Raw genomic sequence first — 25500 nt, forward strand, 5'->3', positions numbered from 1 at the left:
GGTGGCCGGGTGACCGCCCGCCGCGACCAACCCCCGCCCGGAGCCCCCGAGCTGCGCGAACGCATCCTGGATGCGCTCCGCGAGCTGCTGAACGGGCGCACCTTCGAGTCGCTGAGCGTGGCCGAGATCATCGCCGCCGCCGGGGTGTCCCGGGCGAGCTTCTACTTCTACTTCCCCGGCAAGCCGGCGGCCCTGGCCGAGCTGGTGCGCCGCGCGGTCGGCGCCGGCCACGAGGCCGCCGAGCCCTGGATCGCCGGCGAGCGGGACCCGCGCGAGGCGCTGCGGGCCGGCATCGACGCCGGCGCCGGGCTGTGGCTGGCCAACGCCGGCGTGCTGCGCGCGATCGTGGAGAGCTGGTCCGCCGACCCGCAGCTGCGCGAGCTGTGGCTGGCCCAGATGGCGACGTTCACCGAGGCCACGCTGGCCCGCATCCGCGCCGACCCGGCCGCCTCGGCGCACCTGGCCGGCGTGGACGTGCCCGCGCTGGCCGCGTCACTGACCTGGCTCGGCGAGCGGCTCTACTACCTGGCCGCCTGCCGGGTGGCGCCGTTCGACGACCGGTCGGTGCTGGTCGACACGCTGACCCACCTGTGGGTGTCGGCGCTGTATCCGCGGTCCGGATGGAACTAACGCCGCGTGGGCGGCGACAATCCAACCGTGGAGTGTGAGCGGTACAGAGAGGCGCTGTCGGCCCGGATCGACGGCGAGGACGAGCCGATCGAGCCGGGGCTGGTCGACGCCCACCTGGCCGGCTGCGCGGCGTGCCGGGCGTGGGAGCGCGAGGCCATGGCCGTGACCCGCCTCGTGCGCCTCCAGCCGGTGCCCGGCTCCCCGCCGCCGGTGGAGACGCTCGTGGCCGGGTTCGCGGGCGCCGCGAAGCGGGACAACGGCCGCTCCCGGCGCCGGCTGGTGCTGGTGCTGCGGACGCTGCTCGGCGCGTTCGGCGCGGCGCAGTTCGTGCTCGGCATCACCCAGGCCGCCGCCGGCGCGACCGCCGCCCACCTGCACGGCAACGGCCACGTCTTCCACGAGTCGGCCGCCTGGAACGTCGCCATCGGCGCCGGCTTCGCCTGGATCGCCACCCGCCGCGGCCGCCCCGCCGGCGCGCTGCCGATGCTCACCGCGTTCGTCGCGCTGCTGGCACTGCTGAGCGCCGGCGACCTGCTGGCCGGCACGGTCGAGACGACCCGGCTGGTCAGCCACGGGTTCGTCCTGGCCGGCTACGCGATCGTCATCGCGCTGTCCCGCCCGGGCCTCGACCCGGGCCGCCCGCCGGCCGGGCGCCAGGGGCCGCCGTGGCGGTTCCGCCGGCCGGCCGCGCTTGACGAGGAGCCGCCCCCGGCCCCCGCGCCGGCCCGCCTGCGCCTGATCCAGGGCCAGGCCAGGGCCGGCAACGCCCTGCGCAGGGCCGCGTAGGAGCCGGCGGCGTAGATTCTCGGCGTGCTCGTCGTCTTCGCCAGCCTCGCCGCCCCGGGACATGCCTACCCGCTCGTGCCCCTCGCCGTCGCCGCCCGCCGGGCCGGGCACGACGTGCACTTCGCCGTCGGCGAGGAGGTGCACGCGGCGCTGCGCGGGGCCGGGCTCGCGGTGCTGCGGCCGGGGGACTGCTTCTACGAGATGTACGCCGACGACCTCCAGCCCGAGCTCGAGCGGCTGCGGGCCGACCTCGTCGTGCACGAGTGGGGCCTGCCGGGGGCCGCGCTCGCCGCGACGCGGGCCGGGATCCCCTCGCTGTGGCACGGGTTCGGGCGGATGTACCCCGACGGCATCGGCCTGGAGCTGCCGGCCGCGGTGGCCGAGCGCCCGCACCTCGACATCTGCCCGCCGTCGCTGCAGGAGCCGGGCTTCCTCGACGCGGCCGAGCGGATCCCGCTGCGGCCGGTGGCGTTCTCGCCGCCGGGGGAGCGCGTGCGGGTCGACGGCCCGTTCGTCTACGTCACGCTCGGCACCGCGTTCGGCACCGCCGAGGTGCTGCGCGAAGCGGTGGCCGGGGTCGCCGCGCTCGGCATGCGGGTCGTCGTGGCCGCCGGGTCGGTGCCGCCGGCCCGGCTCGGGCCGCTGCCGCGCGGCGTCGAGGTGCACGGGTGGGTCGCGCAGGCCGAGGTGCTGCCGCGGGCCACGTTCGTGGTGCACCACGGCGGGAGCGGCACGACGCTCGGCGCGCTCGCGGCCGGGGTGCCGCAGCTGGTCCTGCCCCAGGGCGCCGACCACTTCGGCAACGCCGCGGCCGTCGTGGCGGCCGGCGCCGGGCTCAGCGCGGGCCCCGGGGCCGGCGCGGACGCGATCGAGGACCTCGCGTGGCGGCTGCTGCCCGGCCGGGGCGAGGACTTCCGGGCCGCGGCCCGCGCGATCGCGGCGGAGATCGCGCGGATGCCGGCGCCCGACGACGTCGTGCGCGAGGTCTTCTAGCCCGGCCGCGCGGCGTCCAGGGTGAGGATCGTCTCCGGATGGTCCGGCCCGAGGGTGCGGCGCTTGCCGTCCAGCGCGCGCCGGTAGAGCGCCGCTGCCTCGTGCCGGTCGCCGCGGTCGGCGCGCACGGCGGCGAGGTTGTGCACGGCGGCGAGGACCTCGATGTGGTCCGGGCCGTACTGGTCGGTGAGGCTCGCGATCGCCCCGCGCAGCAGCGGCTCGGCCGCGGCCGGCTCGCCCGCGGCCTGCAGCAGCGCGGCCAGCTGGGCCTCGTCGGCGGCGATCGCCGGGTGGCCGGGCGGGAACGCGGCCCGGTGCAGCGCGAGGGAGCGGCGCGCGATGAGCACGCCCTCGGCCGCGTCACCGCGGGCGTGCGCGAGGCCGGCGAGGTTGTGCCAGATGGCGGCCAGGGCCGGGTCGTCGGGGCCGTAGGCCGCCTCCAGCGCGGCCCGCGCCCGCTCGTAGCACTCCCGCGCCTCGTCGAACCGGCCGGCGAAGCGGTAGAGCACGCCCAGGTCGTTGTGCAGCGGCGCCAGCTCGAGCTCGGTGTAGTCGGCGGCGGCGTCGTCGAGGGCGCGGCGGTACCACGCCTCGGACTCCGCGTAGCGGCCCTGCCGCCGCAGGCTGCCGGCCAGGCCGGCGGCCGCCTGGACGCGCAGGCGCAGCAGCACGCCGTGCCCGGCCAGGAACGCGTCCATGATGCGCACGGCCCGGCGGTGGCGGGCCTCGGCGTCGCGGTGCCGGCCGAGCTCGTCCAGCGCGCCGCCGAGCAGCGTGAGGACGTTGGCGGCGTCGGGCGACCCGGCGCCGGCGGGCGACCCCAGCAGGTCGAGGGCCCGCCGGCACAGGCTCACCGTCGCGGCGTAGCGGCGCTCGTCCCACGCCGTCAGCGCCGCGTCGTGCACCGCGACCGCGGCGTCAGCGGGGCTCGGCAGCACGGTCACGGCGGGGCGCGGCCTGGCTGTGGTTGGTGGTGAGGCCACCGGAGCGCACCGTGGTGCGGATTTCAGCGGCCTGGCTGTGGTTGGTGGCGAGGCCACCGGAGCGCACCGGGCGCACCGTGGTGCGGACCTCGGGCTGGGGCTTGTCATTCATCGGGATCTCCTTGTCGTCGGGGTTGCCAAGAGCTTCGCGCGCCCCGCTTGGCCCGCACTTGCAACGGACTTGGCGCGGCGGTTCAAGTGCTTGGAAAGCGCCCCGCCGCAGACTTCGGCCATGAACCGGGCGGTGCGATGGTTGTTCCTCGGCGACGCGGTCTCGGCGGCGGGCATCGGGCTCACGCAGCCGTACCTCGTCATCCTGCTGCACGGCGCGAAGGGCCTGCCGCTGGCGACGGCGGCGGCGATGACGTCGCTGCTGGCGCTGGCCAGCGTGCCCGGCAACTGGCTCAGCGGCGCCGTCGCCGACCGCTTCGGCGGCCACCGCGCGATGACCGCGGGCCTGCTCGCGAGCGCGGGCGGCCTGGCGCTCGTCGCCGCCGCCCGCGACCCGGTGGCGCTCGGGTGCGCGGTCGCCCTTGTCGGGTTCGGGTGGTCGGTGACGCTGCCGGCGTACTCGGCGCTGCTGGCCGCCGCGGTGCCGGAGCCGGACCAGGGCCGCACGTTCACGCTGCAGTTCGCCCTCTTCAACGCCGGCATGGGCGCGGGGGCGGCGTTCGGCGCCGGGGCCGCCCGGTCGTGGTGGGTCGCCGCCGCCACCTGCCTCGTCGCCGTCGCGTGCGTCCGGGCCTCCGGCGCGCGGCCGCGGCCCGCGCCGGCCGACGCCGGCGGCTACCGGGCGCTGCTCGGCGACCGGGCGCTGCGCCGCCTGCTGGTGGTGGCGGGGCTGGCGTCGGCGGCGGGCTACGGCGTGTACAACGCCGGCCTGCCGATCCTGGCGGTGCTCGGCGGCGACCCGGCCGGCATGTCGTGGGCGAGCGTGGCGAACTGCCTCGTCATCGTCGCGGGCCTGCCCCTGGCGCTGCGCCTCGGCCGCCGGCTGCGCCCCGCCGGCCTCATCGCCGCGGCGGCGGGCGTGTGGGCGGCGGGGTGGGGGCTGTGTGCGGTACAGGCGGCGCTGCATCCGCTGCCCGGGCGTTTCGCGCTGGTGGCGGCCGCGGTCCTCATGGGCGCGGGGGAGCTGCTGCTGTCCGGCGCGCTGCCGGCGATGGTGAACGCGCTGGCCCCGGAGGCGCTGCGCGGGCGCTACAACGCCGCGCTCACGCTGGCGATGACGGCCGGCATGTGGGCCGGGCCGCTGCTGGCCGCGGGCGCCACCGCCGCGGGCGCGAGCTGGCTGCTCTTCGCCCTGGCGGTGACGCTCCTGGCCGTGGTGGTGGCGCTGGTGCGGCCTCAGTCCAGCAGGGCGGCCAGCGGGACGGCGGGGTCGGCGAGGCGGTCCAGGTCGACGGCGCGGCCGGCGTAGCCCGCGCGGACCAGGTTCTGGATGTCGTCGGTGACGTCCCAGACGTTGACGTTCATGCCGGCCAGCACGCGGCCGTCCCGGGTCCAGAAGACGATGCACTCCGGGGCCTTACCGTCCACGATGGACGGGTCGCCGCGGAACACCACCCGGTCGTAGCCGCCGGGCGCGGCGTACCCGCTGTACTCCATGCCGAGGTCGTACTGGTCGGAGAAGAAGTACGGGACCCGGTCGTAGACGACGTCCTGGTCGAGCAGGGCGCGGGCGGCGTACTTGCCGCCGTTGAGCGCGTTGGCCCAGTGCTCGACGCGCACCCGCCGGCCCAGCAGCGGGTGGTCGAGGTTCACCACGTCGCCGGCGGCGAAGACGTCCTCGACCGACGTGCGCAGGGCCGCGTCGACCAGGATGCCGTCCTCGACGGCCAGGCCGCCGTCGACCGCCAGCTCGGTGTTGGGCTGGATGCCGACGCCCACGACGGCGACGTCGGCCGGCAGCTCGGTGCCGTCGGAGAGCACGACCGAGGTCAGGCGCCCGTCCGTGCCGCGGAACTCGGCCGCCGACGTCCCGAAGCGGAACGTCACCCCGTTGGCCCGGTGCAGGTCGGCGAAGATCGCGGCCACCTCGTCGCCCAGGACCCGCTGCAGGGGCAGGTCCGCCATCTCGGCGACGGTGACGTCGGCGCCGTGGCCGCGGGCCGCGGCGGCGGTCTCCAGGCCGATCCAGCCGGCGCCGACGACCACGACGTTGCCGGCCGCGCGGAGGTGCTCGAGCAGGGCGTCGGACTCGTCGATCGTGCGCAGGTAGCGCACGCCGGTGAGGTCGGATCCGGGGATGCCCAGGGTCCGCACGCGCGAGCCGGTGGTCAGCAGCAGCCGGTCGTACCGCAGCTCGTCCACGCCGTCGAGAGTGATCGTGTGCGCCGCCGGGTCCAGGTGCGTCGCCCGGGTGGCGAGGCGCAGGTCGACGTCGTGCTCGGCGTACCACTCGGGCGGGTGCACGAACGCCTTCTCCCGCGCGCCCTCCTTGCCCTGCAGGTGGGCCTTCGACAGCGGCGGGCGCTCGTACGGCCGCTCCGTCTCCTCGCCGATCAGGATCACCTTGCCGGCGAAGCCCTCGTCCCGCAGCGCCTCGGCCGCCTTCGCGCCGGCCAGGCTCGCCCCCACGATCACAAAGACTCGCTCATCAGCCATGGTTCCAGCCTTTCACGAAGCGGACAGGTTTCGGTGCCACGCGACCGCGGTGGCATCGGTCAGGCTCGCCACCTGGTCGATCACCACGCGCAGCCGCGCGGCGTCGTCGGGGGCGCCGCGCCACATCGGGGCGAAGACCGGGTCCAGGCCGTCACCCTCCCGGGCGAGCAGCGCCGCCACGAGCGACTGCAGGATGTGTACCTCGTCGGCGTACCGCTGCGCGGATCCGGGCCGGCGCATGACGTAGCGCAGCGCGATGCCCTTCAGCAGGGCACAGTGCGCGCGCACCAGGGGCGGCACGAGCAGGTCGGCGTCGTAGCGGCGCAGCGGGCGGGGACCGTAACGCTCCCGGGTGGCGGCCACCGCCGCGGCGGCGAAGCGGCCGGTCAGCACGCTCGTCATGCGCTTCAGCGCGATCTGCGCGCCGTGGCTGCCGTCGTAGTCGTCCAGCGGCTCGAAGACGGGGTCGGCGAGCAGCTCCAGCAGGATGGCGTCGAGGTCGGCGGCCGGCTCCTGCGAGTATGCGGCGGCGACGTCGGCGCACAGGGCCTCCCGCTCGCCCGCGTCGGCGCGCAACGGGGCCAGGTGGACGTACCCACCGTGAATCCCGTCCTCGAGGTCGTGCACCGAGTAGGCCACGTCGTCGGCCCAGTCCATGACCTGCGCCTCCAGGCAGCGCCGGGGGCCCGGCTCGACGCGCAGCCAGGCGAAGATCTCGAGGTCGTCGGCGTACGCGCCGAACTTGCGCTTGCCCGGCTCGCGCGGCCACGGGTACTTCGACACCGCGTCGAGCGAGGCCCGGGTGAGGTTGAGCCCGGCGCCCGGGACCTTCGCCTCCAGCCGGGTCAGCACCCGCAGCGTCTGCGCGTTGCCCTCGAAGCCGCCGCAGAGCGCGGAGACGGCGTCGAGCGCGTCCTCGCCGTTGTGCCCGAAGGGCGGGTGGCCGAGGTCGTGCGCAAGCCCGGCGGTGTCCACGACGTCGGGGTCGCAGCCGAGCCGGGCGCCCATCTCGCGGGCGATCTGGGCAACCTCGAGCGAGTGGGTGAGCCGGGTGCGCAGGAACGCGTCGCTGCCCGCGGTGTGCACCTGCGTCTTGGCGGCCAGCCGGCGGAACCCGGCCGAGTGCAGCACCCGGGCCCGGTCGCGCTGGAAGGGCCCGCGGCCGTTGTCGGCGGGCGTGGTGACCGTGTCCTTCACCGGTTCGGGTACGAATCGGGCCGTATCGTCGGCAGTCACGTGTCGAGCTTAGAAGAGTCTTCCTCACGCGGAACCGGGATCGGCACCGGCGGCTCGGCGGGCGGCTCGCGGGCCGGCGGCTCGTTGAGCGCGTCGACGACCGGGGTCATGAGGACCTTGCCGGCCGCGACGATCGGGATCGCCATCAGCGCGCCGGCGACGCCGAGGACGGCCCCGCCGGTCAGGGCGGCCAGCAGCACCGCGACCGAGGACAGGTCGACGGTGTTGCGCAGCACCCGCGGCGCGATGAGGTAGTTCTCGATCTGCTGGTAGGCCACGAAGAACACGACGAGCACGATCACCGAGACCATGTCGCCGGTGACCAGGGCGACCAGGCAGCAGCCGGCCGCGCCGACGGTCGCGCCGATCATCGGGATGAGGTCGGTCAGCGCGACCCACACGGCCAGCGGCAGCGCGTAGGGCACGTGGAGCGCGAACAGGCAGATGCCCGAGGTGACGCCGGCGAACAGCGAGATGATCAGGTTTCCGATCATGTAGCCGCCGACCTTGTCGACGACGACGTTGACCGCCTGCGCGGCGCGCGGCCGGCCGGCCCGCGGCACCAGCCGGACCAGGCCGCGGCGGATGCGCGGCAGGTCGGCCATGAAGTAGATCGTGAGCACGGTGACCAGCAGGACGTTGACCATCGCGCTGAAGATGCCGGTGACCACGCCCAGCGCCCCGCCGCCGATCTTCTCGGGCACCGTCTTGGCGAACGCGGTCAGCCGCTCGGTGAGCCCGTAGCGGTCGGCGATCTCGCGGTAGGTGCGCGAGCGGTCGGGCAGCTCCTGCAGGTAGCGCGGCACGTTGTCCAGCAGCTGCCCGGCCTGCCCGACCAGGGGCGGGACCAGCGACCAGATGAACGCGGCGAGGATCCCCAGGGCCAGCAGCAGGATGATGCCGACGGCGAGGGAACGGCGCACGCCGTGGCGGATCAGCAGGCGCACCGCGGGATCGAGGCTCACCGCGATGAACAGCGCGATGATCACCTGGACCAGGACCTCGCGGACGGAGTACAGCGCGAAGGCACCGACGGCGACGGTGAGCAGCCCGAGGCCGGCCGCGATGGCCAGCCGGTAGGTCTTCGCGAAACTCATCGGCCCGCAGTGCCTTTTCCGTGCGCCGGCCGGATGACGCAGAACTCGTTTCCCTCGGGGTCGGCGAGCACGACCCAGCCCGCGTCCTCCGGCTGGCCGACGTCCACGTGGCGGGCGCCCATGTTGACCAGCCGCTCGAGCTCGCCGTCGAGGTCGTCCGGGCGCAGGTCGAGATGCAGCCGGTTCTTCGTGTGCTTGGCGTCGTCGTGGCGCAGGAAGACGAGGCGTGGATGCCCGTCGATCGCGGGGCCGATCACGACCTCCCCCGGGGATACGCTTTCCACGCGGTGGTCCAGGACCTCGGCCCACCACCGGGCCAGGCGCTCGGGGTCGACCGCGTCCACGATCAGGGCGTACCAGCGACTCCCCATAAACACCTCCGCGGTCGACGTGGGGACCCACCATACGCCGGGTCGACGGCCGTCGCAGCCGCGTCGTTGCCAGTGGGGGACGGCACCCTAGTCGGTTTCCATTGGGCGTGTACGTGAAACCTGCACATTGCAAAATTCAAAGACCGATTGGCCATTCGTTCTTAGCCGAATGCACGGAGTAGATGATCATCAAACGGACGGTAACTTGCTGGTTGTGCCCGTGATCGACGACTGCCTCCGCCGTGCCATGACCATCCGGGGAGCGATCGGCGCGAGCCTCATCGACTACACCACCGGGCAGACCCTCGGCCTCGAGGGCGGCCAGGAGGATGTTGCGCCGCACGCCGATCCGACCGCCGCCGCGCTCGGCACCGCAAGCGTCATCCACGCCGCGATGCAGACCGCGGCCTATGCTCCCGCCATCGCCGGTGACACCGTGGAGGACGTCATCATCAGCACAACGGCCGCGTACCACCTGATCCGGCCGGTACGCACCAGCTTCGACTCCCGCCTGGTCCTGTACGTCTGGCTCGACCGGAACGAGGGCAATCTGGCCATTGCCCGCCGTCGTATCCGTTCGCTGGCCGACGACCTCGCGTGAACGCGGTCGTAGTCGGGGCGAAGGCGAGCGTCCCTGGCAAGCAGTCCCGGTTCCCCAAGGGCACCACCCCCGCCAAGGCCCTCGCCCAGCTCGCCGCGGCGGGCGCCACCGGCGCGCTCACCGTGCACGGCGAGCCCGGCGGGGTGGTTTTCCTGCTCGCCGGCCGGGTCAACGCCGTCGAGTCGCCGGCCGCGCCGAGCGTCGACCGGCTGCTCACCGCGGCCGGGGTGGTCGACGAGCGGGTCTGGGAGACCCTGCCGTCGGCGCCGGCCCGCGCGCTCGTCGAGGGCGGCCACCTCAGCGCGGCGGCGATGGAGCTCTGCACGCTGCAGGCGCTGTACGACGCGGCGTTCTTCGTCCTCGGCACGCCCCGCGCGGAGATGCGCTTCGATCCGGACGTCCTGCACTGGCTCGGCGCGGAAGGTACCGTGACGACGGACCAGGTGTGCGACCACGTCGCCCGGCAGCGGCGCATGCTCGACGAGGTGCACCCCTCGGAAGCGACGGACCTGGCACCGGTCGTCCCGGTTCTCCGGCCGGGACTCGACCGGGTGCTCCTGTCCGGCCTGCAGTGGGAGATCGTGCTGCACGCGGACGGCCGGCGGACCCCGCAGGAACTGGCGGGCCTGCTGGGGCGCTCGGCCTACGCCGTGACGCTGGACGTGCGCCGGCTGGCCGCGGCCGGCCTGGTCAAGCCGCCTCGGGCCCGCGAGCCGGACCCGAACCCAACCGCAAAAGCCATTGCCGCGGTACCGCATGAGGCGGTACCGCACCAGGTGGAACCCCTGCCGAAGCGGGTGCCCGGCACGTACACGTTCGGCGACCCGGCGCCCGTGCCGGGCCGGCGTGAGCTGCCGCCCGGGGTCAGCGCGCTCGCCGTGCTGCCCGGGGCGATCGACAAGGCGCCCGACGACTCGCTGCTCAAACGGATCCGATCGGCGCTGCAGGCCCTGCGCTAGCGCCGCATTCGGCAGCGCGGACGCCCCGGCCCGTCCTCCCTCGACGGTGCCGCCGCGCGGAAAGGAGATACGACATCGATGAGGACCGACGCGGAGCTGCGTGGTGAGCTGCTCGCCGAGCTCGGCCGGTTGCGGCGGGTCGTCCCGGAGATCACGGGCTGCCTGGTCGCCAGCACCGACGGCCTGCTCATCGCCGACGACGCCTGCACCCTGGCCGTCGAGGGCGTCGCGGCGCTCTCGGCGGCGTGTCTCGGCGTCAGCCAGCGCATCGCCGACAGCGCCGCCCAGGACGAGTTTCAGGAGGTGCTCATCCGAAGCACGGGCGGATACGTGGCGATGTACATGGCCGGCCATGGCGCGGTGCTGGTGCTGCTGGCCGCGGCCGACGCGAACGTCGGCCTGCTGCACCACGAGGCGCGGCGCTCGACCGCCGTCGTGTCCCGCGTCGTCGCCCAGGCCGCGCTCAGCTTCGCGCAGGCGTTGCCGGAGCCGGAGCCGGCGGCATGGTGAGCCGCGGCGGTGGCGCGCACCGCAGACCCAGACGAGGTCCCGAACCTTCCCCGGAACCACTCTCTTCCCCTAGTAGAAAGCTCACGGAGGTTGCCATGGCGGACATGGAGACTGCTCTCAAGGAACTCATGCAGATCGACGGCGCGATCGGTGTCGCGCTCGTGGACTACAACAGCGGCATGGCGCTCGGCGTGCTCGGCGGCTCGAAGGACCTCGACCTGACGGTCGCGGCGGCCGGCAACACCGACGTCGTGCGGGCCAAGATGCGCACGATCGAGATGCTGAACCTGAAGGACGGCATCGAGGACATCCTCATCACGCTGGCCAACCAGTACCACCTGATCCGCCCGGTGACCGGCCGCTCCGGCAAGGGCCTGTTCATCTACCTCGCGCTCAACCGCACGCGGGCCAACCTGGCGCTCGCGCGTCACCAGCTGGCCCGGGTCGAGGACGATCTCGAGGTCTGAGGCCGGACCGAGAAAAAGGCCGGGGCGCCATTGCCCCGGCCTTTCTCATGCCCACCGGGGACTCGAAACCCGGTGGTGTCCGTGGGGATCTACCTGGAGTCGGAGCCCGTCGACTCGATCGCGGCGCGGCCCGCCTCCAGGCGGGCGACCGGCACCCGGAACGGCGAGCAGGAGACGTAGTCCAGGCCCACCTCGTGGAAGAAGTGCACGGAGTCGGGGTCGCCGCCGTGCTCGCCGCAGACGCCGAAGTGCAGCTCCGGGCGGGCGGCGCGGCCCTCGTCGACCGCGATGCGCACCAGCCGGCCGACCCCGTCGCGGTCGATCGACTCGAACGGCGAGACGCCGAAGATGCCGAGCTCGAGGTACCGCCAGAAGAACGCCCCCTCGACGTCGTCCCGGGAGAACCCCCAGCCCATCTGGGTCAGGTCGTTGGTGCCGAAGGAGAAGAAGTCGGCCGCCTGAGCGATGTCGCCGGCGGTCAGCGCCGCCCGCGGCACCTCGATCATCGTGCCGATCTTCACGTCGACGTCGAACTCGCGGATGATCTTCTCGGCCTCGGCCCGGATCGTCTCCAGCTCCTGCACCGCGCCGACGAGCGGCACCATGATCTCCGGCTGCGCGCCCTCGACCCCCGCGGCCGCCTCGACGATCGCCCGCACCTGCATCGCGAACAGGCCCGGGATGACCAGGCCGAGGCGCACGCCGCGCAGGCCCAGCATCGGGTTCTCCTCGTGCATCCGGCGCACCGCGTCGAGCAGGTCCTTGTCCCGGCCCGGGTCCTCGCCGCGCTCCTCGGCCACGGCGACCTTCACCGCGAGGTCCTCCAGCGGCGGCAGGAACTCGTGCAGCGGCGGGTCGATGAGCCGGACGGTGACCGGCAGGCCGGCCATCGCCTGGAACAGCTCCGTGAAGTCCGCGCGCTGCAGGGGCAGCAGCTCGGCCAGGGCGGCGTCGCGCTGCTCGGGGGTGCGGGCCAGGATCAGGCGCTCCACCAGGGCGCGGCGCTCGCCGAGGAACATGTGCTCGGTGCGGCACAGGCCGATGCCCTGCGCGCCGAAGCGCCGGGCCCGGGCCGCGTCCTCGCCGGTGTCGGCGTTGGTGCGCACCCGCAGCCGGCGGCGGTCGTCGGCGTGGGTGAGGATCCGGTGTACCGCGGAGACGAGCGGGTCGGCGTCGGGCTTGAGGCGGCCCTCGAAGTACTGCACCACGGGCGACGGCTGGACGGGCACCTCGCCGAGGTACACGCGCCCGGTCGTACCGTCGATGGAGATGACGTCGCCCTCGGACACCACGTGGCCGTCCACCGTGAACTGTCCCTTGTGGAGGTTGACGTCGAGCTGGTCGGCGCCGCACACGCAGGTCTTGCCCATGCCGCGGGCGACGACGGCGGCGTGCGAGGTCTTGCCGCCCCGGCTGGTCAGGATGCCCTGCGCGGCGATCATGCCCGGCAGGTCGTCGGGGTTGGTCTCCCGGCGCACCAGGATGACCGCCTCGCCCTCCTTGGCCATGGCCACCGCGTGCTGGGCGTCGAAGACCGCCTTGCCCACGGCCGCGCCGGGCGAGGCGCCGACGCCGCGGGTGAGCTGCTCGGGCTCGTCGGCCAGGTCGAACGTCGGGAACATCAGCTGCGCCAGCTGCGCACCGCTCACCCGCTGGGTCGCCTCGTCGAGGTCGATGACGCCCTCGTCGACGAGGTGGGTGGCGATGACGAACGCGGCGGCCGCGGTGCGCTTGCCGACGCGGGTCTGCAGCATCCACAGCTTGCCGCGCTCGATGGTGAACTCGATGTCGCACAGGTCCTTGTAGTGCTCCTCGAGCGTGGCCATGATCGACATGAGCTCGTCGTAGCTGTGCTTGTCGCGGGCCTCGAGGTCCTGCAGCGGCATGGTGTTGCGGATGCCGGCGACGACGTCCTCGCCCTGGGCGTTGGCCAGGTAGTCGCCGTAGACGCCGCGCTCGCCGGTGGCGGGGTCGCGGGTGAAGGCGACGCCGGTGCCGGAGTCGGCGCCGAGGTTGCCGAAGACCATCGCGACGACGTTGACGGCGGTGCCGAGGTCGGCGGGGATGCGCTCCTGCCGGCGGTACAGCACCGCGCGGTCGGCGTTCCACGACCCGAAGACGGCCCCGACGGCCAGGTCGAGCTGCTCCCGCGGGTCCTGCGGGAAGTCCTTCTGCACGTGGTCCTTGAAGATGCGCTTGTAGTCCTCGACCAGGCCCTTGAGCTGCTCGGCGCTCAGCCCGACGTCGTCGCGGGTGCCGGCGCGGTGCTTGGCGTCCTCGAGGGCGTGGTCGAACTCCTCGCCCGGCACGCCGCAGACCGTCTTGCCGAACATCTGGATGAGCCGCCGGTAGGAGTCCCAGGCGAAGCGCTCGTCGCCGCCGGCCTGCGCGGCCAGCCCGGCGACGCTGTCGTCGGTCAGCCCGACGTTGAGGACGGTCTCCATCATGCCGGGCATGGAGAACTTGGCGCCGGAGCGCACCGAGACCAGCAGCGGGTCGCCCGCGTCACCCAGGCGGCGCCCCATCCGGTCCTCCAGGGCCCGCAGGTGCTCGGTGATCTCGTCCCGCCCCGGGATCTCGCCGGTCTCGAGGTACGCGCGGCAGGCGTCCGTGGTGATGGTGAAGCCGGGAGGCACCGGCAGGCCGAGGTTGGTCATCTCCGCCAGGTTGGCGCCTTTGCCCCCGAGGAGGTCCTTGAGGTCGCGGTTGCCCTCTTCGAAGTCGTACACGAACTTCTGCACAACTGCCTCCATACCCACAGCGGCACGGCCTAAGTCCTCGTTAGGTCCGGGGTGTGCGGCACACCGTAAATCGCCATTCCCTTTGGTCGCCATGCCGGGTGACAAGTCGCACAGGGCCTGGCAAAAGTGTCGATTTTCGGTGCGCTTGGGAGCGATTCCATGCGCAGATTCACGCATGAGAGCGCTCTCTGAACTTTCGCAAAATTGGCAATAGTTTTTGGGTGGTCCGCGTCGGCCGTGCGATCCTCGGAGGCGTGCCGCTACCGCTCGGACCCCACGTCGTCGACCCGCCCGTAGTGCTGGCCCCCATGGCCGGCATCACCAACGTGGCGTTTCGCCGGCTGTGCCGCGAGCAGGGCGCCGGCCTCTACGTCTGCGAGATGATCACCACCCGCGCCCTGGTCGAGCGCAACCCGAAGACCATGTCGATGATCTCCTTCGCGCCCGGTGAACACCCGCGGAGCCTGCAGCTGTACGGCGTCGACCCCGCCACCATCCGCAAGGCCGTCGAGATGGTCGTGGCCGAGGACCTGGCCGACCACATCGACATGAACTTCGGCTGCTCGGTGCCGAAGGTCACCCGCCGCGGCGGCGGCTCGGCCCTGCCGTGGAAGCGCAAGCTGTTCCGCGAGATCGTGACGTCCGCGGTCGCGGCCGCCGGCGACCTCCCCGTCACGGTGAAGATGCGCATCGGCATCGACGACGACCACCGCACGTTCCTGGACGCCGCCCTCACCGCCCAGGACGCCGGCGTGGCCTGGGTCGCCCTGCACGCCCGCACGGCCGCGCAGCGCTACTCGGGCGAGGCCGACTGGTCCCGGATCGCCGAGCTGAAGCAGGCCCTGGACATCCCGGTGCTGGGCAACGGCGACATCTGGGAGGCCACCGACGCCCTGCGCATGATGTCGGCCACCGGCTGCGACGGCGTCGTGATCGGCCGCGGCTGCCTGGGCCGCCCCTGGCTCTTCGCCGACCTGGCCGCCGCCTTCGCCGGCTCGACGACGCGCGTCCTGCCGTCGCTCGGCGAGGTGGCCGCGCTGATGTACCGCCACGCCGAGCTGCTGACGGACTGGCTGGGCACCGAACGCGACGGGGTGACGGACTTCCGCAAGCATGTGGCCTGGTACTTGAAGGGCTTCCCGGCGGGCGGCGAGCTGCGCCGCGCCCTGGCGATGGCGTCGTCGCTCGGCGAACTGTCGGACCTGCTGGCGCAGCTGGACCACGCGGCGCCGTTCCCGCGCGAGATCCTGGGCCAGCCGCGGGGCCGCACGGGCACCCCCGGCAAGGTCGTCCTGCCGGAGGGCTGGCTCGACGACCGCGACACCGACACGGTCCCGGAGGGCGCCGAGCTCGACGACTCCGGCGGCTGACCCACGACAAGGAATTGGGCGCGAACAATTGCGCGTGGCCTTCGCCGCGGTATTCCCGGTCGTATTGCGGATTCCGTGGCCGGAGGCGCGGGAATCGGACCTCGAATGACGAGTCAGGGCCTAGAACTCCTCCCAGGTCGCCGGGTCCTGCTTGACCGGCACGCCGACGTCCAGCGCCGACACGGCGGCCATGTCGTCGCCGGTGAGCTCGAAGCCGAACAGGTCGGCGTTGGCGCGCTGGCGGCCCGGGTCCGAGGAGTGCGGCACGACGGTGATGTCGCGCTGCAGCAGCCAGCGCAGCACGACCTGCGCGCCGGTGACGCCGAGGCGCCCGGCGATCGCGGCCACCGCCGGCGCGTCCAGCACGCCGGTGTTGCGCTCCAGCGGGCTCCACGCCTGCACCACGGTGCCGCCGCGCTGCACCTCGGCGACGAGGTCGGGCCGCGAGTGCGACGGCGAGACCTGCAGCTGGTCGACGGCGGGGCGGATACCGGTCTCGGCGGTGACGGTCTCGATGTGCTCGGGCAGGAAGTTCGACACGCCGAGCGAGCGGATGAGGCCCTCGCGGTGCAGGTCGGCCATCTCGGCGTACGAGTCGGCGTAGCGGCCGACCGCGGGCAGGGGCCAGTGGATGAGGTACAGGTCGACGTAGTCCAGGCCCAGGCGCGTCAGCGACCCCTCCAGCCCGGCCCGGGTGGAGCCGCGGCCCTGGTCGGCGCCGCGCAGCTTGGTGGTGACGAACAGCTCCTCGCGCGGCAGGCCGCACTCGCGCACGGCCGCGCCGACCGCCTCCTCGTTGTCGTACGCCGAGGCGGTGTCGATCAGGCGATACCCCGACCCGATCGCGGCGAGGACGGCATCGGTGGCGCGGCGGCCCTTGAGCGGATATGTGCCGTAGCCGACGACGGGCATGTCGAGGCCGGAGTTCAGCTTCACGGTCGGGATGCTCATGCTTGCGACCCTATGCCTTCCGCTATGCCTTCCGTCCCGGCCTTCATGCCGGCACGAGCCGGGCCAGCCCGTCCAGCAGCCGGGCCAGGCCGAACTCGAACAGCGTGTCGAGCTCGAAGTCGACCGCGTCCGGGCCGAGCATCGCCAGGCGCACGACCGCCGGGAACCGCCCGCTCGCGGTGATGCGGGCGAGGCGCTCCTCCTGCGCGGTGAACCACTGCACGTTGTCCAGGCCGGTGTCCTGCTCGGCGCCGGCCTCCCACTCCAGGTTGATCGCGGTGCCGCGCACGTGGTTGGCCAGCATCATCGTGGCGTGCATGGCGACCGGCAGCGGCACGCCCACCGCCTCGAGCGTGGCGAGGTTCCACTCGGTGTGGGCCATCGCGTTGGCCGCCATCGGCGGGCGGGTGAACGACATGACCTCGGCCGCCCAGGGGTGGCGCCGGTACACGCCCCACTGCAGCCGCGCCGAGGTCTCCATCCGGACCCGCCAGTCGCCGTGCGCGGTGCGGGGAAGCGGGGCCTCGCCGAACACCGCATCCGTCATGAGCAGCAGCAGCTCCTCCTTGCCGGCGACGTGGCGGTACACCGTCATCGTCGGCAGCCCGAGCGCGGCGGCCAGGCGACGCATCGACAGCACGGCAAGCCCGTCGGCGTCGGCGAGCCGGATCGCGGTGCTCACGACCCGCTCCAGCGGCGACGGGCCCTCGGGCGCGGCGGCCGGCCGGGGCCGGGGGCGGCGCGCCACCACGGTGCCGACGCCGGGCCGCGGCTCGACGAGGCCCTCCTGGCGCAGGGTGGTGAGCGCCTTCGTGGCCGTCGCCATCGCCACGCCGTGATCGCGCATCAGCTCCCGGGTCGAGGGCACGCGGTCGCCCGGGCGCAGCTCGCCCGCGTCGATGGCGGCGCGGATCCGCGCGACGATCCGCAGGTACGGGGGCTCGGTGGCGTGCACTAGTGCACACCCTAGCCGCCGGCGCGCGTCGTGGAGTGCCCGCTGCGGTGTTCGTACGGTGTACGCGTGACCCGGGTTCTGATCTGCGGCGCGAGCGTCGCCGGCAATGCACTCGCCTTCTGGCTGCGGCGGTACGGCTGCGAGGTGACCGTCGTCGAGCGCGCGCCGGCGGTGCGCAACGGGGGATACGCGATCGACATCCGCGGCGTCGCCCTGGAGGTGGCGCAGCGGATGTCGATCGCGGATGAGGCGCGCCGGCGCGGTACCGACACCCTCGGCACGACCTTCGTGGACGGCGCCGGCCGACGGGTGGCGACGCTGCCGCTCGGGTTCGGGGTGCTCGACCCGGCCGACATCGAGATCATGAAGGGCGACCTCTCCCGGCTGCTGCACGAGGCCGTGCCGGACGGGGTCGAGTGGATTTTCGGGGACACCGTCGCCGCCCTGCGCCCGCACGGCCGCGGGGCCGAGGCCGAGCTGGAGCGCGGCGGGACGAGGGACTTCGACTACGTCGTCGGCGCCGACGGCATCTTCTCGCGGGTGCGGGCGCTCGCGTTCGGCCCTTCCGAGCGGTACGTGCACCACCTGGGCAGCAACGCCGCGATCTTCACGGCGCCGAACGAGCTCGGCATCACCCGCTGGCAGCTCATCCACTCCGGGGCGGGGCGGGTGGCGAGCGTGAAGACGGACCGGGGCGACCGCGAGGTGAAGGTGACGCTGCTGTACGGCGGGCCGCTCCCGCCCCGGGACCGGCAGGAGCGGCTGCGCAGCGTCGAGGCGGCGTTCGACGGCGCGGGGTGGGTGGTCCCGCGGCTGCTCGAGGTCATGCGCGAGGCGCCCGACCTGTACGTCGCGCCGAACGCGCAGGTCCGCATGCCCGGCTGGACCAGGGGGCGGGTGGCGCTCGTCGGCGACGCCGGCTACGCACCGTCCTCGCTGACCGGGCAGGGGACCGGCATGGCGCTCGCCGGCGCCTACCTGCTGGCCCTCCAGATCGCCGGCGGGACGGGCGAGCTGTCCGGGTACGACGCCCGGATGCGGGAGTTCGTCGAGGTCAACCAGCGTGCCGCGCTGCGACCGGCGAAGGGCTTCGCCCCGAGGACCGAGCGGGCCGCGCGGATGCAGGCGCTGAGCATCCGAATGCTGCCGTTCATGCCCTTCCGCGGGCTGATCATCGAGGCCATGATGAAGGAGGCCCGCCGCGCGGCCGGCGCATTGACGCTGCCGCCCGCCGCGCCGTCGTGATGCGAGGGTTTACTTCAGATCCGGTTTGATGCGTCGATGTAGGGGATGCGTCAGGCAGGGTTCGAAGGTCGACCGGAACCGGGTGGGCGGGCGATGGAGCGGGATCGTGACACGGCGATGGCCGCGATCCGGTCCGTGTACCGCATCACCGGCCGCATCAACACCGGGACCACGCTCGCCGAGACGCTGCAGCTCATCGTGGACGCGGTCGTCGACGGCACCGGGTTCGGCGTCGCCGTCGTCAACTACCTGCACCCCGAGGGCGTCTACGAGGCGGTTGCCCTGGCCGGCTCCGAGGACGCCCGCGAGTCGCTGCTGGGCGCGCGGTACCCCGCGGCGGAGTTCGACGGCTACCTGGAGCGGGCCGAGGAGTGGGGGCAGCTGCGGTACCTCCCGCACGCCCGTTTCAGCGAGGACATGCAGTCGTGGGTGCCCGACGAGGTGCCGGGCGTCGAGGGCGTGCCCGAGGACGAGCGCTGGCACCCCCTCGACGCCCTGTTCGCCCCGCTGCGGGCGCCCAGTGGCGCGATCGTCGGCATCCTGAGCGTCGACCTGCCCGCCGACGGGCGCCGCCCCGGCCCGTTTCAGCGGGAGCTGCTGGAGATGCTGGCCGGGCAGGCCGGCATCGCGATCGACAACGCCAACCTGGTCGAGGCGCTCAGGCGCGAGCGGCAGCACCTCACGGCCAGCGAGGAGGCCTTCCGGCTTGCGTTCGACGGCGCCGGCAGCGGCATGTGCATGGTCGGGATCGAGGGCGACGACAACGGCCGGCTGACCCGGGTCAACCCCGCGCTGTGCGAGCTGCTCGGCCGCGACGGCGCCGACCTCGTGCGGCTGCGCGTGTCCGAGCTGCTGCACCCCGCGGACGTGGACCGGGCCCGGCTCGCCTTCGCCGCCGCACTGACGAGCAAGGGCACCCCGGTGCGCGACTACGAGGTGCGCTGCGTGCGGGCCGACGGCGAGACGATCTGGGTGTCGGCGACGCTGTCGATCGTGGCCGGTCCGCCGGGCTTCGGCATCCTGCAGGTCCACGACATCACCGGCCGCAAGGCGACCGAGGCCGACCTCGTCCGCCGCGCCCTCCGCGACCCGCTGACCGGCCTGGCCAACCGCGACGCCCTGGCCGCGCCGCTGGCCGCCGCGATCCGCCGGGCCCAGGCCGGGCTCGGCGTCAGCGCGCTGCTGTTCTGCGACCTCGACGACTTCAAGGCGGTCAACGACACCCTCGGCCACGACGCCGGCGACGCGGTCCTCGTCGCCGTCGCCCAGCGGCTGACCGCGCTGGTCCGCCCCGGCGACACCGTGGCCCGCCTCGGCGGCGACGAGTTCGTGGTCCTCGCCGAGAACCTCGGCGACCTCGCCCGCACGGCGCTGGCCGAGCGGGTCGAGCGGGCCGTGTGCACGCCGGTCATGCACGACGGTCACGTTCTGCGAGTGCGGGTCAGCGTCGGCGTGGCCGTGATCGACGACACGGTTGCCGATGCCGGCGCGGCGCTGCGGATCGCTGACAAGGCGATGTACCAGGTCAAAGGCCATCGACGCGACGAACGGACGACCGCTCAGGTGACCGGTCGGGTGACAGCACACGGTGAGCGTTCAGGTGCGCCGGGTGGGATCCCGTTGCTGCGGCTGGCCGAGGCCGAAACCGCCCAGTAAGGTCGGGTGGTCTGCTCCGGTCGACGGGCGCCAAACGGGTGCCACCGGGCAGGCGCCGTCGAGCCGCACCGTCGAGCCACGCGATCGAATGCGTCGCATGCCTCGATACCGCGGGCCGGGGACCCACGCAGTCCTGGGGTGTATCCGTGACCGAGTCACGGTAGGGCGAATCTTCCCGCCCGAACCCGTCAGCTAACCCGGTAGGCGGCACCGGAAGGAGTACCGCTCGTGCCGTATCTCGATGCTGCTGCTGCGGCCGCCCGCCGCCTTCCTCTCGGACGGGTGATCGCCAGGACGTAATGCCTGGCCGCGTTTTCACGCCGATCGACGCCCAATCGCCGCGCGTCTCCATGGGTGAGCTTTGACCCCTGGGGCCGTGCCGATCCCGCGCGCCCTCTCCCGTGCGTCGTTGTCACCGCGCGTCCCCCTGTGGACGTGCGCTTCGCCGTGCGCTGATTCGCGCCGTCCTGAAGAGGAAACCGCTTACCTTGAAACCTTTACCGCGCCAGTTTCGTCCACGACATCGCCGGCCCGGCCTCATCGTGAAGACCGGGGCCGTGTCCGCCGTCGTCGTCTCGGCCACGCTGCTGGCCACCGGCTCCGCCGGCGCCCCGGCCGTGCACCTGCCGGTCGCCGCCGCAGCCGCGCCCGCCTACCACTACGACGACGCCTCGCTCGTACTGCCGACCGGCACCGCCGCCATCTCGGCCGCGCCGGCCGAACCGATCGCCCCGGCCACGCCGCCGCCGGCACCGCAGCCGCCGCGCCCCGTCGCCGGCCTCGACCAGACCCAGATGAACAACGCCGCCACCATCGTGCGCCAGGGCCGCGCCCAGGGCCTGCCGCAGAAGGCGCTCGTCGTCGCGCTCGCCACCGCGATGCAGGAGAGCGACCTGTACAACGTCGCCAGCCCCGCCGTGCCGTCCTCGCTGAAGCTGCCGCACGACGGCGTCTCCGCGGACCACGACTCGGTCGGGCTGTTCCAGCAGCGCGCGAGCCAGGGCTGGGGCACCGTGGCCGAGCTCATGGACCCGGCGCACTCGGCGATGCTGTTCTACAACGCGCTCATGCAGGTCTCGGGCTGGCAGAGCATGAGCGTCACCGGGGCGGCGCAGGCGGTGCAGCGCTCGGCGTACCCGGGGGCGTACCAGAAGCACGCCGACCGGGCCGCCGAGGTGGTCGCCGCCCTCGCCTGAGCCGCGTTCACCGCGACGGGTCGAGGGTCCAGTCCGCCGGGTCGGGCAGTCGCCGCACGGATGCGGTGAAGTCCGCGCCCAGCGGCTCGAGCCCCTCGGTCTCCCGTCCGTTCACGTGCACGCCGTCCGGGCCGACCATCACGCGGTAACCGCGCCCGGCGTGGCCCGGCGGCGGCACGTACGCCTTGTCGCTGAGGATCAGCACCGTGGTCCCGCCGCCGGGGCCGGGTCCCTCGGTGATCCGGTCGACGCCGATCAGCACCAGCGGCGCCGGCACAGCAACGCGCACGCCGGCCGCGAACGGGCGCCGGCCCGCGGTGCCGAGCGTTGCGGCGATGTGCCGCCACATGGCGCGGTTCTCGGCCAGGGTGCCCGGGGCCTCGCCCTCCACGGTGGCGTACGACCCCGGCGCCCACTGCCACAGCAGCCCGTTGCGATCGGGGCGCACGTGCGTGTCACCCGGGGCGCGGTGGGTCTCGACCGTGTACCAGGACGCGTCGCCCGAGCCCAGCGCGGGCGCGGCGCTCGTGCTGACGGCGAGCTGGTTGGGGTCCCCGGCCGTGGCCGGGTCGAGCCAGCGGGGCATGAAGCCGTTGGCGTACAGCGTGATGGTGAGGTCGGTTGCGTCGAACTTGCCGCCGTCGTCGGTGTAGGACACCGACTGCACGGCCGCCCACAGCAGCGGGTCGGGGTCCTCGCGTACGCCGTCGGGCAGCCACCCCGGCGCGATGCGCAGCAGCAGGATCGGGTCGAACCCGCCCGCGGTCCGGTGCGCCGGCGAGGCGCTCGCGGCCGCCGCGGGCGGACCGGCCGGCGGCCCGTCCGCAGTGCCGGGCGCGGAGCGCAGGCCGAGCGCGGCCGTGCCGGTCACCGCCAGCACGGCGACCGCGGCCGCGACACCGGCTGCCGCCCGCTGCCGCGCCCGCCGGTGGTTGCCGTCGGCGACCACGCGGCCGAGGTCGACGCGCGAGGGCGGGGCCTCCTCGCCGGCGTGCATGAGCAGGCGCAGGCCGTTCTCGTTCATCGTGTCCTCCCCTGGTCGAGTGGCGCGGGCGCCAGCAGGCGCCGCATCGCCTGCAGACCCGCGGAAGTCTGGCTTTTCACGGTGCCGGGGGCGCAGCGCAGCGCCTCCGCGGTCTGTTCGACGGACATGTCGCAGTAGAACCGCAGCACCAGGACCGCGCGCTGGCGCGGCGGCAGCTCGGCCAGGGCGCCGCGCAGGTCGAGCCCGTCGGCCACCGACTGCAGCGCGGCATCGTCGACCGGCCGGTCGGGCAGGCGCTCGACCAGCCGGACGCGGGCCGCCCAGCCGCGCCGCCGCTCGTCGACGAAGCGGTGCACGAGGATGGTGCGCACGTACGCGTCGACATTGTCGGCCTTGCGCACGCGCCGCCATTTCACGTAGACGTCGGTGAGGGTGCTTTGGACGATGTCGTCGCCGCGTTCCCAGTCGCCGCAGAGCAGGTACGCGGCGCGGCGCAGGCCGGGCAGCCGCGACCGGACGAACTCGTGGAAATCATCACCGGGCATGTGCCGTCCCCCTAGCCTCACCTTCTTCGGCGTAGCCGGGCGTCGATCCGGTTCGCTCGGGGAGCGCTTTTCGGTGGGCACGCTGGTTTGAACCGGGTCTTCGCTCGCCGACCGCACCGGGGCGGCCTGGCCGGACGTGGCCGCGGGCCGGCGACGTCGAGACGGTGCTCGCCGACCTGCGCGCCGGTTAACGATGATTTATCGCCTGACGACGCATAAATACGACAAGTCGTGGCGCGGAGCGCCCGACTTGTCGCAAAGACCGCAGCGGCCGGCGCGGCGGGGTGGAGCGCGGAGTGGAGCGCGGCGGGAGCGGCGGGGCGCGGCCGGAGGGCGTGGTGCGCGCGGGGCGCCGGCCGGGCACGGTGTCGCGGCGCGGCGGGGCCGGACGTCGAGCCGGTCCGGTGGTTCAGCGCGGCGCGATGGTGGCGCGGCGAGCCAGCGCGATGAGCTCGGCGACCGCCGCCGGCGCCGGGAAGGCCAGGTCCAGCGCGAGCAGCGCCTGAGACAGCAGCTCCTCGGCCTGGCGGCGGCACCAGTCGCGGGCGCCCGACTGCTCGATCGTCTTCGCCGCGCGCTCGGCGTCGGCGTCGCTGAGCCGGCCGCGGGCCTCCAGCAGGGCGCCCAGCTCGTCGGCGCCGGCCGCGATCGCGGCCGCGACGGGCAGGGAGCGACGGCGGCGGCGCAGGTCGGGGTACGCGGGGCGGCCGGGGCCGCCGTCCTCGGCCCAGATGCCGAGCAGGTCCTCGGCGAACTGCACGGCCAGGCCCAGGCGCACGCCGAAGAGGTGCAGCCGCTCGACCTGGGCGGCGTCGCCGCCGCCGGCCACGGCGCCGAGGGCGCAGGCGCAGCCGAAGAGGGCGCCGGTGCGCTGCTCGACCATGGCCAGGCAGTCGCGCAGCAGGTCGGTGCGCTCCTCGGCCGCCGTGCCGGGCGGGGTGTCGCGCAGGGCGAGGGAGGCGTGCTGGCCGTGCAGCAGCTCCTGCACCGTGTCGCCGAGTACGCGCATCATCGCCCGGTCGGGGCCGGGGGCGTCCGGGCGGGCGGGGCGCTGGCGGGGGCGGCCGAGCGAGGCGTGGGCGCCGGCGACCGCGGCGGCCCGGCCGTGGCGGGCCGCGCCCAGGCGGGTCGGGTCGCCGGTGGCGATGACGTCGAAGGCGAGCGCGAGCAGGGCCTCGCCGCCGAGCGCCGCGGGCTGGGTGCCGACGGTCCACGGGGCGCCGTCGAGGGGGCCGTCGACCAGGTCGCGGCGGATGGCCGACCAGTGGTGCATGAGCTCGACGGCGACGGCGGCGGGCACCGCGTCGTGCGGGTCGCCGCCGACGGCCGCGGCGCAGACGAGGGTGAGCGCGCGGTACAGCGACGCGTTCGGCCCGGCGTCGCCGGAGGGCCGGCCCAGCCGCAGCTCGGCGACCTCACGGGAGGGCTCGGGCAGGCGGCCGACCGCCGCGCGCAGGGGCGGCTCGACCAGCCGGTCGGCCCAGCGCAGGACGTCGTCCGTGGTGCGCAGCACGATGACCATCAGCCGCGCCGCCCGAGAAGCCGTCCCACGCGCACGCTCGCCCTCACCGGACTCGCACCACCCATCGCATCGTTCGTACCGACACTTCCGCGCCGCCCGTGACGGGCCTGGTCAAGTATGCCGGGGGCGGCGGGCCCGCACGGCGAAAACGCGAATGGGGCTGGTGTGGCGAAGACGTAGTCGCCCGTCCGGTGCGTGTCGCGCGAAAATCGGCGTGTCGCCTGGCGCGGCGTGCCGCCGTCCACTATGGAGCGTCGCCGCCCGTGATGCGAAACGGATTACGGACTGTGCGCGGCAATCGCCTCCTGGAGTGCCGGATCGGGCGGGGACTGCACGGCCGGCGGCCGGTGCCGCAGCGCGTCCCAGGCGGCCTTCCAGGCGGCGGCGACGTCCCTGACCGTGTTGTACGCGATCGTCACCCGCTGGCAGCCCTGGCACCCGGACGGCACGCCCCACGCGTCCACGCCCACGCGGCGGCAGAGGGTGACGGCGCGGTACAGATGGATGTCCTGGCTCACCAGCAGCGCCCGGCTGATGCCGTAGACGTCGTGCGCCCGCCGGCACGTGTCGTACGTGTCGAGGCCATATGGGTCTATCACGAGCCGCGACCGGTCCACGCCGCGCGCGGCGAGGTAGTCGCTCATGACCTTGACCTCGTTGCCCGAGCCGCCGTGCGCGTCGCCGGAGATGAGCAGCGCCTTCACCTTCCCGGAGGACACCAGCGCGGCGGCCGCGTCGAGCCGGTTGCGCAGGAACGACATCGGGTCCTTGCCGTCGTGCTCCACCTGCGCGCCGAACACGATCGCCACGTCCGCCGCCGGCGCCCGGTCGGCGGGGACCACCCGCCCGGCGGACGCGGCTCGGATCCACACCGTCGGGGCGAGCGCGATCGCCACCGCCACGACGGCGGCGACCGTCAGCCGGCGCAGGACGCGGCGGCGGCGGCGCCGGTCGTCGGGCAGGCGCCGGGAGAGTCCGAGGGTGGCGATGATCACCCAGCGTCGGCGGTACCAGGGAGGGCGAGACGGCATGCGCGCAGCATGGCACGGCCCGGCAAGGCGGCGCTTCCTCACACGTCTGGCCCTGCGGGTTTT

Annotated in this window: 25 protein-coding genes and 1 riboswitch; of the genes, 12 read left to right on the forward strand and 13 right to left on the reverse strand. The window is 74.1% G+C overall.

The features are described 5' to 3' along the window. Positions 1 to 9: 9 nt before the first annotated feature. From ACQEVU_RS01730 to ACQEVU_RS01740, 3 genes are read left to right on the forward strand one after another with little or no spacing between them, the layout of a single operon-like run. Positions 10 to 630 (forward strand): TetR/AcrR family transcriptional regulator, encoded by a 621-nt coding sequence (locus tag ACQEVU_RS01730; protein ID WP_433319454.1) that lies wholly within the window; start codon positions 10 to 12, stop codon positions 628 to 630. A gap of 27 nt (positions 631 to 657) precedes the next feature. After that, entirely contained in the window at positions 658 to 1416 is a 759-nt protein-coding gene (locus tag ACQEVU_RS01735) for a zf-HC2 domain-containing protein (RefSeq protein WP_433319457.1), read from the forward strand. A 24-nt stretch (positions 1417 to 1440) separates the two neighbouring features. Next, positions 1441 to 2409 (forward strand): glycosyltransferase, encoded by a 969-nt coding sequence (locus ACQEVU_RS01740; protein WP_433319460.1) that lies wholly within the window; start codon positions 1441 to 1443, stop codon positions 2407 to 2409. On the opposite strand, the gene ACQEVU_RS01745 is transcribed toward ACQEVU_RS01740, so the two are convergent. Then, positions 2406 to 3353, reverse strand: coding sequence for a tetratricopeptide repeat protein (locus tag ACQEVU_RS01745; RefSeq protein WP_433319463.1), 948 nt, complete (start codon positions 3351 to 3353; stop codon positions 2406 to 2408). The genes ACQEVU_RS01740 and ACQEVU_RS01745 overlap by 4 nt on opposite strands. Next, entirely contained in the window at positions 3328 to 3504 is a 177-nt protein-coding gene (locus ACQEVU_RS01750) for a hypothetical protein (RefSeq protein WP_433319466.1), read from the reverse strand. The genes ACQEVU_RS01745 and ACQEVU_RS01750 overlap by 26 nt, the downstream gene beginning before the upstream one ends. A gap of 120 nt (positions 3505 to 3624) precedes the next feature. Here ACQEVU_RS01750 and ACQEVU_RS01755 point away from each other — a divergent pair, with 120 nt between their 5' ends. After that, positions 3625 to 4812, forward strand: a complete 1188-nt coding sequence (locus tag ACQEVU_RS01755; RefSeq protein ID WP_433319469.1) for an MFS transporter — start codon at positions 3625 to 3627, stop codon at positions 4810 to 4812. On the opposite strand, the gene ACQEVU_RS01760 is transcribed toward ACQEVU_RS01755, so the two are convergent. Genes ACQEVU_RS01760 through ACQEVU_RS01775 form a run of 4 tightly spaced genes read right to left on the reverse strand, consistent with a single transcriptional unit; the run spans position 4740 to position 8703 of the window. Continuing rightward, positions 4740 to 5999, reverse strand: coding sequence for an NAD(P)/FAD-dependent oxidoreductase (locus tag ACQEVU_RS01760; RefSeq protein WP_433319472.1), 1260 nt, complete (start codon positions 5997 to 5999; stop codon positions 4740 to 4742). The genes ACQEVU_RS01755 and ACQEVU_RS01760 overlap by 73 nt on opposite strands. A 12-nt stretch (positions 6000 to 6011) precedes the next feature. After that, positions 6012 to 7235: a deoxyguanosinetriphosphate triphosphohydrolase gene (locus tag ACQEVU_RS01765; RefSeq protein WP_433319475.1), complete on the reverse strand. Its 1224-nt coding sequence runs from the start codon at positions 7233 to 7235 to the stop codon at positions 6012 to 6014. Next, positions 7232 to 8332, reverse strand: a complete 1101-nt coding sequence (locus tag ACQEVU_RS01770; RefSeq protein WP_433319478.1) for an AI-2E family transporter — start codon at positions 8330 to 8332, stop codon at positions 7232 to 7234. Before ACQEVU_RS01770 ends, ACQEVU_RS01765 begins: the two co-directional genes overlap by 4 nt. Then, positions 8329 to 8703, reverse strand: a complete 375-nt coding sequence (locus ACQEVU_RS01775) for a VOC family protein (RefSeq protein ID WP_433319481.1) — start codon at positions 8701 to 8703, stop codon at positions 8329 to 8331. Before ACQEVU_RS01775 ends, ACQEVU_RS01770 begins: the two co-directional genes overlap by 4 nt. Positions 8704 to 8917: 214 nt before the next feature. Between ACQEVU_RS01775 and ACQEVU_RS01780 the strand changes: the two genes are divergently transcribed. The 4 genes from ACQEVU_RS01780 to ACQEVU_RS01795 all read left to right on the forward strand — a co-directional run bounded on the left by ACQEVU_RS01780 (position 8918) and on the right by ACQEVU_RS01795 (position 11240). After that, complete coding sequence (locus tag ACQEVU_RS01780) at positions 8918 to 9304, forward strand: hypothetical protein (RefSeq protein ID WP_433319484.1); 387 nt, start codon at positions 8918 to 8920, stop codon at positions 9302 to 9304. Beyond that, positions 9301 to 10263 carry an ADAM 12 protein gene (locus ACQEVU_RS01785; RefSeq protein WP_433319487.1) on the forward strand — a complete coding sequence of 321 codons (963 nt, stop codon included), beginning with the start codon at positions 9301 to 9303 and terminating at the stop codon, positions 10261 to 10263. Before ACQEVU_RS01780 ends, ACQEVU_RS01785 begins: the two co-directional genes overlap by 4 nt. 78 nt (positions 10264 to 10341) lie before the next feature. After that, positions 10342 to 10773 carry a roadblock/LC7 domain-containing protein gene (locus ACQEVU_RS01790; RefSeq protein ID WP_433319490.1) on the forward strand — a complete coding sequence of 144 codons (432 nt, stop codon included), beginning with the start codon at positions 10342 to 10344 and terminating at the stop codon, positions 10771 to 10773. 95 nt (positions 10774 to 10868) lie between these two features. After that, positions 10869 to 11240 (forward strand): hypothetical protein, encoded by a 372-nt coding sequence (locus ACQEVU_RS01795; protein WP_433319492.1) that lies wholly within the window; start codon positions 10869 to 10871, stop codon positions 11238 to 11240. A gap of 89 nt (positions 11241 to 11329) precedes the next feature. Here ACQEVU_RS01795 and ppdK read toward each other — a convergent pair whose 3' ends face one another. Then, a complete protein-coding gene (gene ppdK / locus ACQEVU_RS01800) occupies positions 11330 to 13993 on the reverse strand; it encodes a pyruvate, phosphate dikinase (RefSeq protein ID WP_433319495.1) in 2664 nt (887 codons plus the stop codon). A 242-nt stretch (positions 13994 to 14235) separates the two neighbouring features. Between ppdK and dusB the strand changes: the two genes are divergently transcribed. Then, a complete protein-coding gene (gene dusB, locus ACQEVU_RS01805) occupies positions 14236 to 15351 on the forward strand; it encodes a tRNA dihydrouridine synthase DusB (protein ID WP_433319498.1) in 1116 nt (371 codons plus the stop codon). Positions 15352 to 15471: 120 nt separating this feature from the next. On the opposite strand, the gene ACQEVU_RS01810 is transcribed toward dusB, so the two are convergent. Together ACQEVU_RS01810 and ACQEVU_RS01815 are read right to left on the reverse strand one after the other, a co-directional pair. Further along, positions 15472 to 16302, reverse strand: a complete 831-nt coding sequence (locus tag ACQEVU_RS01810; RefSeq protein ID WP_433319501.1) for an aldo/keto reductase — start codon at positions 16300 to 16302, stop codon at positions 15472 to 15474. Positions 16303 to 16345: 43 nt separating this feature from the next. Then, positions 16346 to 17257: a TetR/AcrR family transcriptional regulator C-terminal domain-containing protein gene (locus ACQEVU_RS01815; RefSeq protein WP_433319504.1), complete on the reverse strand. Its 912-nt coding sequence runs from the start codon at positions 17255 to 17257 to the stop codon at positions 16346 to 16348. Between the two features lie 66 nt (positions 17258 to 17323). Between ACQEVU_RS01815 and ACQEVU_RS01820 the strand changes: the two genes are divergently transcribed. The 3 genes from ACQEVU_RS01820 to ACQEVU_RS01830 all read left to right on the forward strand — a co-directional run bounded on the left by ACQEVU_RS01820 (position 17324) and on the right by ACQEVU_RS01830 (position 21354). After that, on the forward strand, positions 17324 to 18502 hold the full coding sequence (locus ACQEVU_RS01820; RefSeq protein ID WP_433319506.1) for an FAD-dependent monooxygenase: 1179 nt from the start codon (positions 17324 to 17326) through the stop codon (positions 18500 to 18502). A gap of 93 nt (positions 18503 to 18595) precedes the next feature. Beyond that, the gene (locus tag ACQEVU_RS01825; RefSeq protein WP_433319509.1) at positions 18596 to 20158 is read left to right on the forward strand and encodes a diguanylate cyclase domain-containing protein; all 1563 of its coding nucleotides are present in this window, start codon (positions 18596 to 18598) and stop codon (positions 20156 to 20158) included. 88 nt (positions 20159 to 20246) lie between these two features. Beyond that, positions 20247 to 20380: riboswitch (cyclic di-AMP (ydaO/yuaA leader) on the forward strand. Positions 20381 to 20715: 335 nt separating this feature from the next. Next, positions 20716 to 21354, forward strand: coding sequence for a hypothetical protein (locus ACQEVU_RS01830; RefSeq protein ID WP_433319512.1), 639 nt, complete (start codon positions 20716 to 20718; stop codon positions 21352 to 21354). A gap of 7 nt (positions 21355 to 21361) precedes the next feature. Here the strand turns inward: ACQEVU_RS01830 and ACQEVU_RS01835 are convergent, their stop codons facing one another. The 4 genes from ACQEVU_RS01835 to ACQEVU_RS01850 all read right to left on the reverse strand — a co-directional run bounded on the left by ACQEVU_RS01835 (position 21362) and on the right by ACQEVU_RS01850 (position 25437). Beyond that, positions 21362 to 22378 (reverse strand): hypothetical protein, encoded by a 1017-nt coding sequence (locus ACQEVU_RS01835; RefSeq protein WP_433319514.1) that lies wholly within the window; start codon positions 22376 to 22378, stop codon positions 21362 to 21364. Next, the gene (locus ACQEVU_RS01840) at positions 22375 to 22884 is read right to left on the reverse strand and encodes a SigE family RNA polymerase sigma factor (RefSeq protein ID WP_433319517.1); all 510 of its coding nucleotides are present in this window, start codon (positions 22882 to 22884) and stop codon (positions 22375 to 22377) included. Before ACQEVU_RS01840 ends, ACQEVU_RS01835 begins: the two co-directional genes overlap by 4 nt. 409 nt (positions 22885 to 23293) lie before the next feature. Further along, the gene (locus tag ACQEVU_RS01845) at positions 23294 to 24406 is read right to left on the reverse strand and encodes a polyprenyl synthetase family protein (RefSeq protein WP_433319520.1); all 1113 of its coding nucleotides are present in this window, start codon (positions 24404 to 24406) and stop codon (positions 23294 to 23296) included. Between the two features lie 278 nt (positions 24407 to 24684). Further along, positions 24685 to 25437 (reverse strand): SanA/YdcF family protein, encoded by a 753-nt coding sequence (locus tag ACQEVU_RS01850; protein ID WP_433319523.1) that lies wholly within the window; start codon positions 25435 to 25437, stop codon positions 24685 to 24687. Positions 25438 to 25500: the final 63 nt, after the last annotated feature.

This window comes from Dactylosporangium sp. CA-139066 (genome assembly GCF_050936175.1).
Lineage (GTDB): Bacteria > Actinomycetota > Actinomycetes > Mycobacteriales > Micromonosporaceae > Dactylosporangium.

Bases quoted from the DNA above. Each gene is read 5' to 3' on its own strand.
- ACQEVU_RS01775 (WP_433319481.1), bottom strand. From the start codon at position 8,703: ATGGGGAGTCGCTGGTACGCCCTGATCGTGGACGCGGTCGACCCCGAG.
- ACQEVU_RS01810 (WP_433319501.1), bottom strand. From the start codon at position 16,302: ATGAGCATCCCGACCGTGAAGCTGAACTCCGGCCTCGACATGCCCGTC.
- ACQEVU_RS01835 (WP_433319514.1), bottom strand. From the start codon at position 22,378: ATGAACGAGAACGGCCTGCGCCTGCTCATGCACGCCGGCGAGGAGGCC.
- ACQEVU_RS01750 (WP_433319466.1), bottom strand. From the start codon at position 3,504: ATGAATGACAAGCCCCAGCCCGAGGTCCGCACCACGGTGCGCCCGGTG.
- ACQEVU_RS01795 (WP_433319492.1), top strand. From the start codon at position 10,869: ATGGCGGACATGGAGACTGCTCTCAAGGAACTCATGCAGATCGACGGC.
- ACQEVU_RS01790 (WP_433319490.1), top strand. From the start codon at position 10,342: ATGAGGACCGACGCGGAGCTGCGTGGTGAGCTGCTCGCCGAGCTCGGC.
- ACQEVU_RS01840 (WP_433319517.1), bottom strand. From the start codon at position 22,884: ATGCCCGGTGATGATTTCCACGAGTTCGTCCGGTCGCGGCTGCCCGGC.
- ACQEVU_RS01770 (WP_433319478.1), bottom strand. From the start codon at position 8,332: ATGAGTTTCGCGAAGACCTACCGGCTGGCCATCGCGGCCGGCCTCGGG.
- ACQEVU_RS01825 (WP_433319509.1), top strand. From the start codon at position 18,596: ATGGAGCGGGATCGTGACACGGCGATGGCCGCGATCCGGTCCGTGTAC.
- ACQEVU_RS01760 (WP_433319472.1), bottom strand. From the start codon at position 5,999: ATGGCTGATGAGCGAGTCTTTGTGATCGTGGGGGCGAGCCTGGCCGGC.
- ppdK (WP_433319495.1), bottom strand. From the start codon at position 13,993: ATGGAGGCAGTTGTGCAGAAGTTCGTGTACGACTTCGAAGAGGGCAAC.
- ACQEVU_RS01850 (WP_433319523.1), bottom strand. From the start codon at position 25,437: ATGCCGTCTCGCCCTCCCTGGTACCGCCGACGCTGGGTGATCATCGCC.
- ACQEVU_RS01845 (WP_433319520.1), bottom strand. From the start codon at position 24,406: ATGGTCATCGTGCTGCGCACCACGGACGACGTCCTGCGCTGGGCCGAC.
- ACQEVU_RS01755 (WP_433319469.1), top strand. From the start codon at position 3,625: ATGAACCGGGCGGTGCGATGGTTGTTCCTCGGCGACGCGGTCTCGGCG.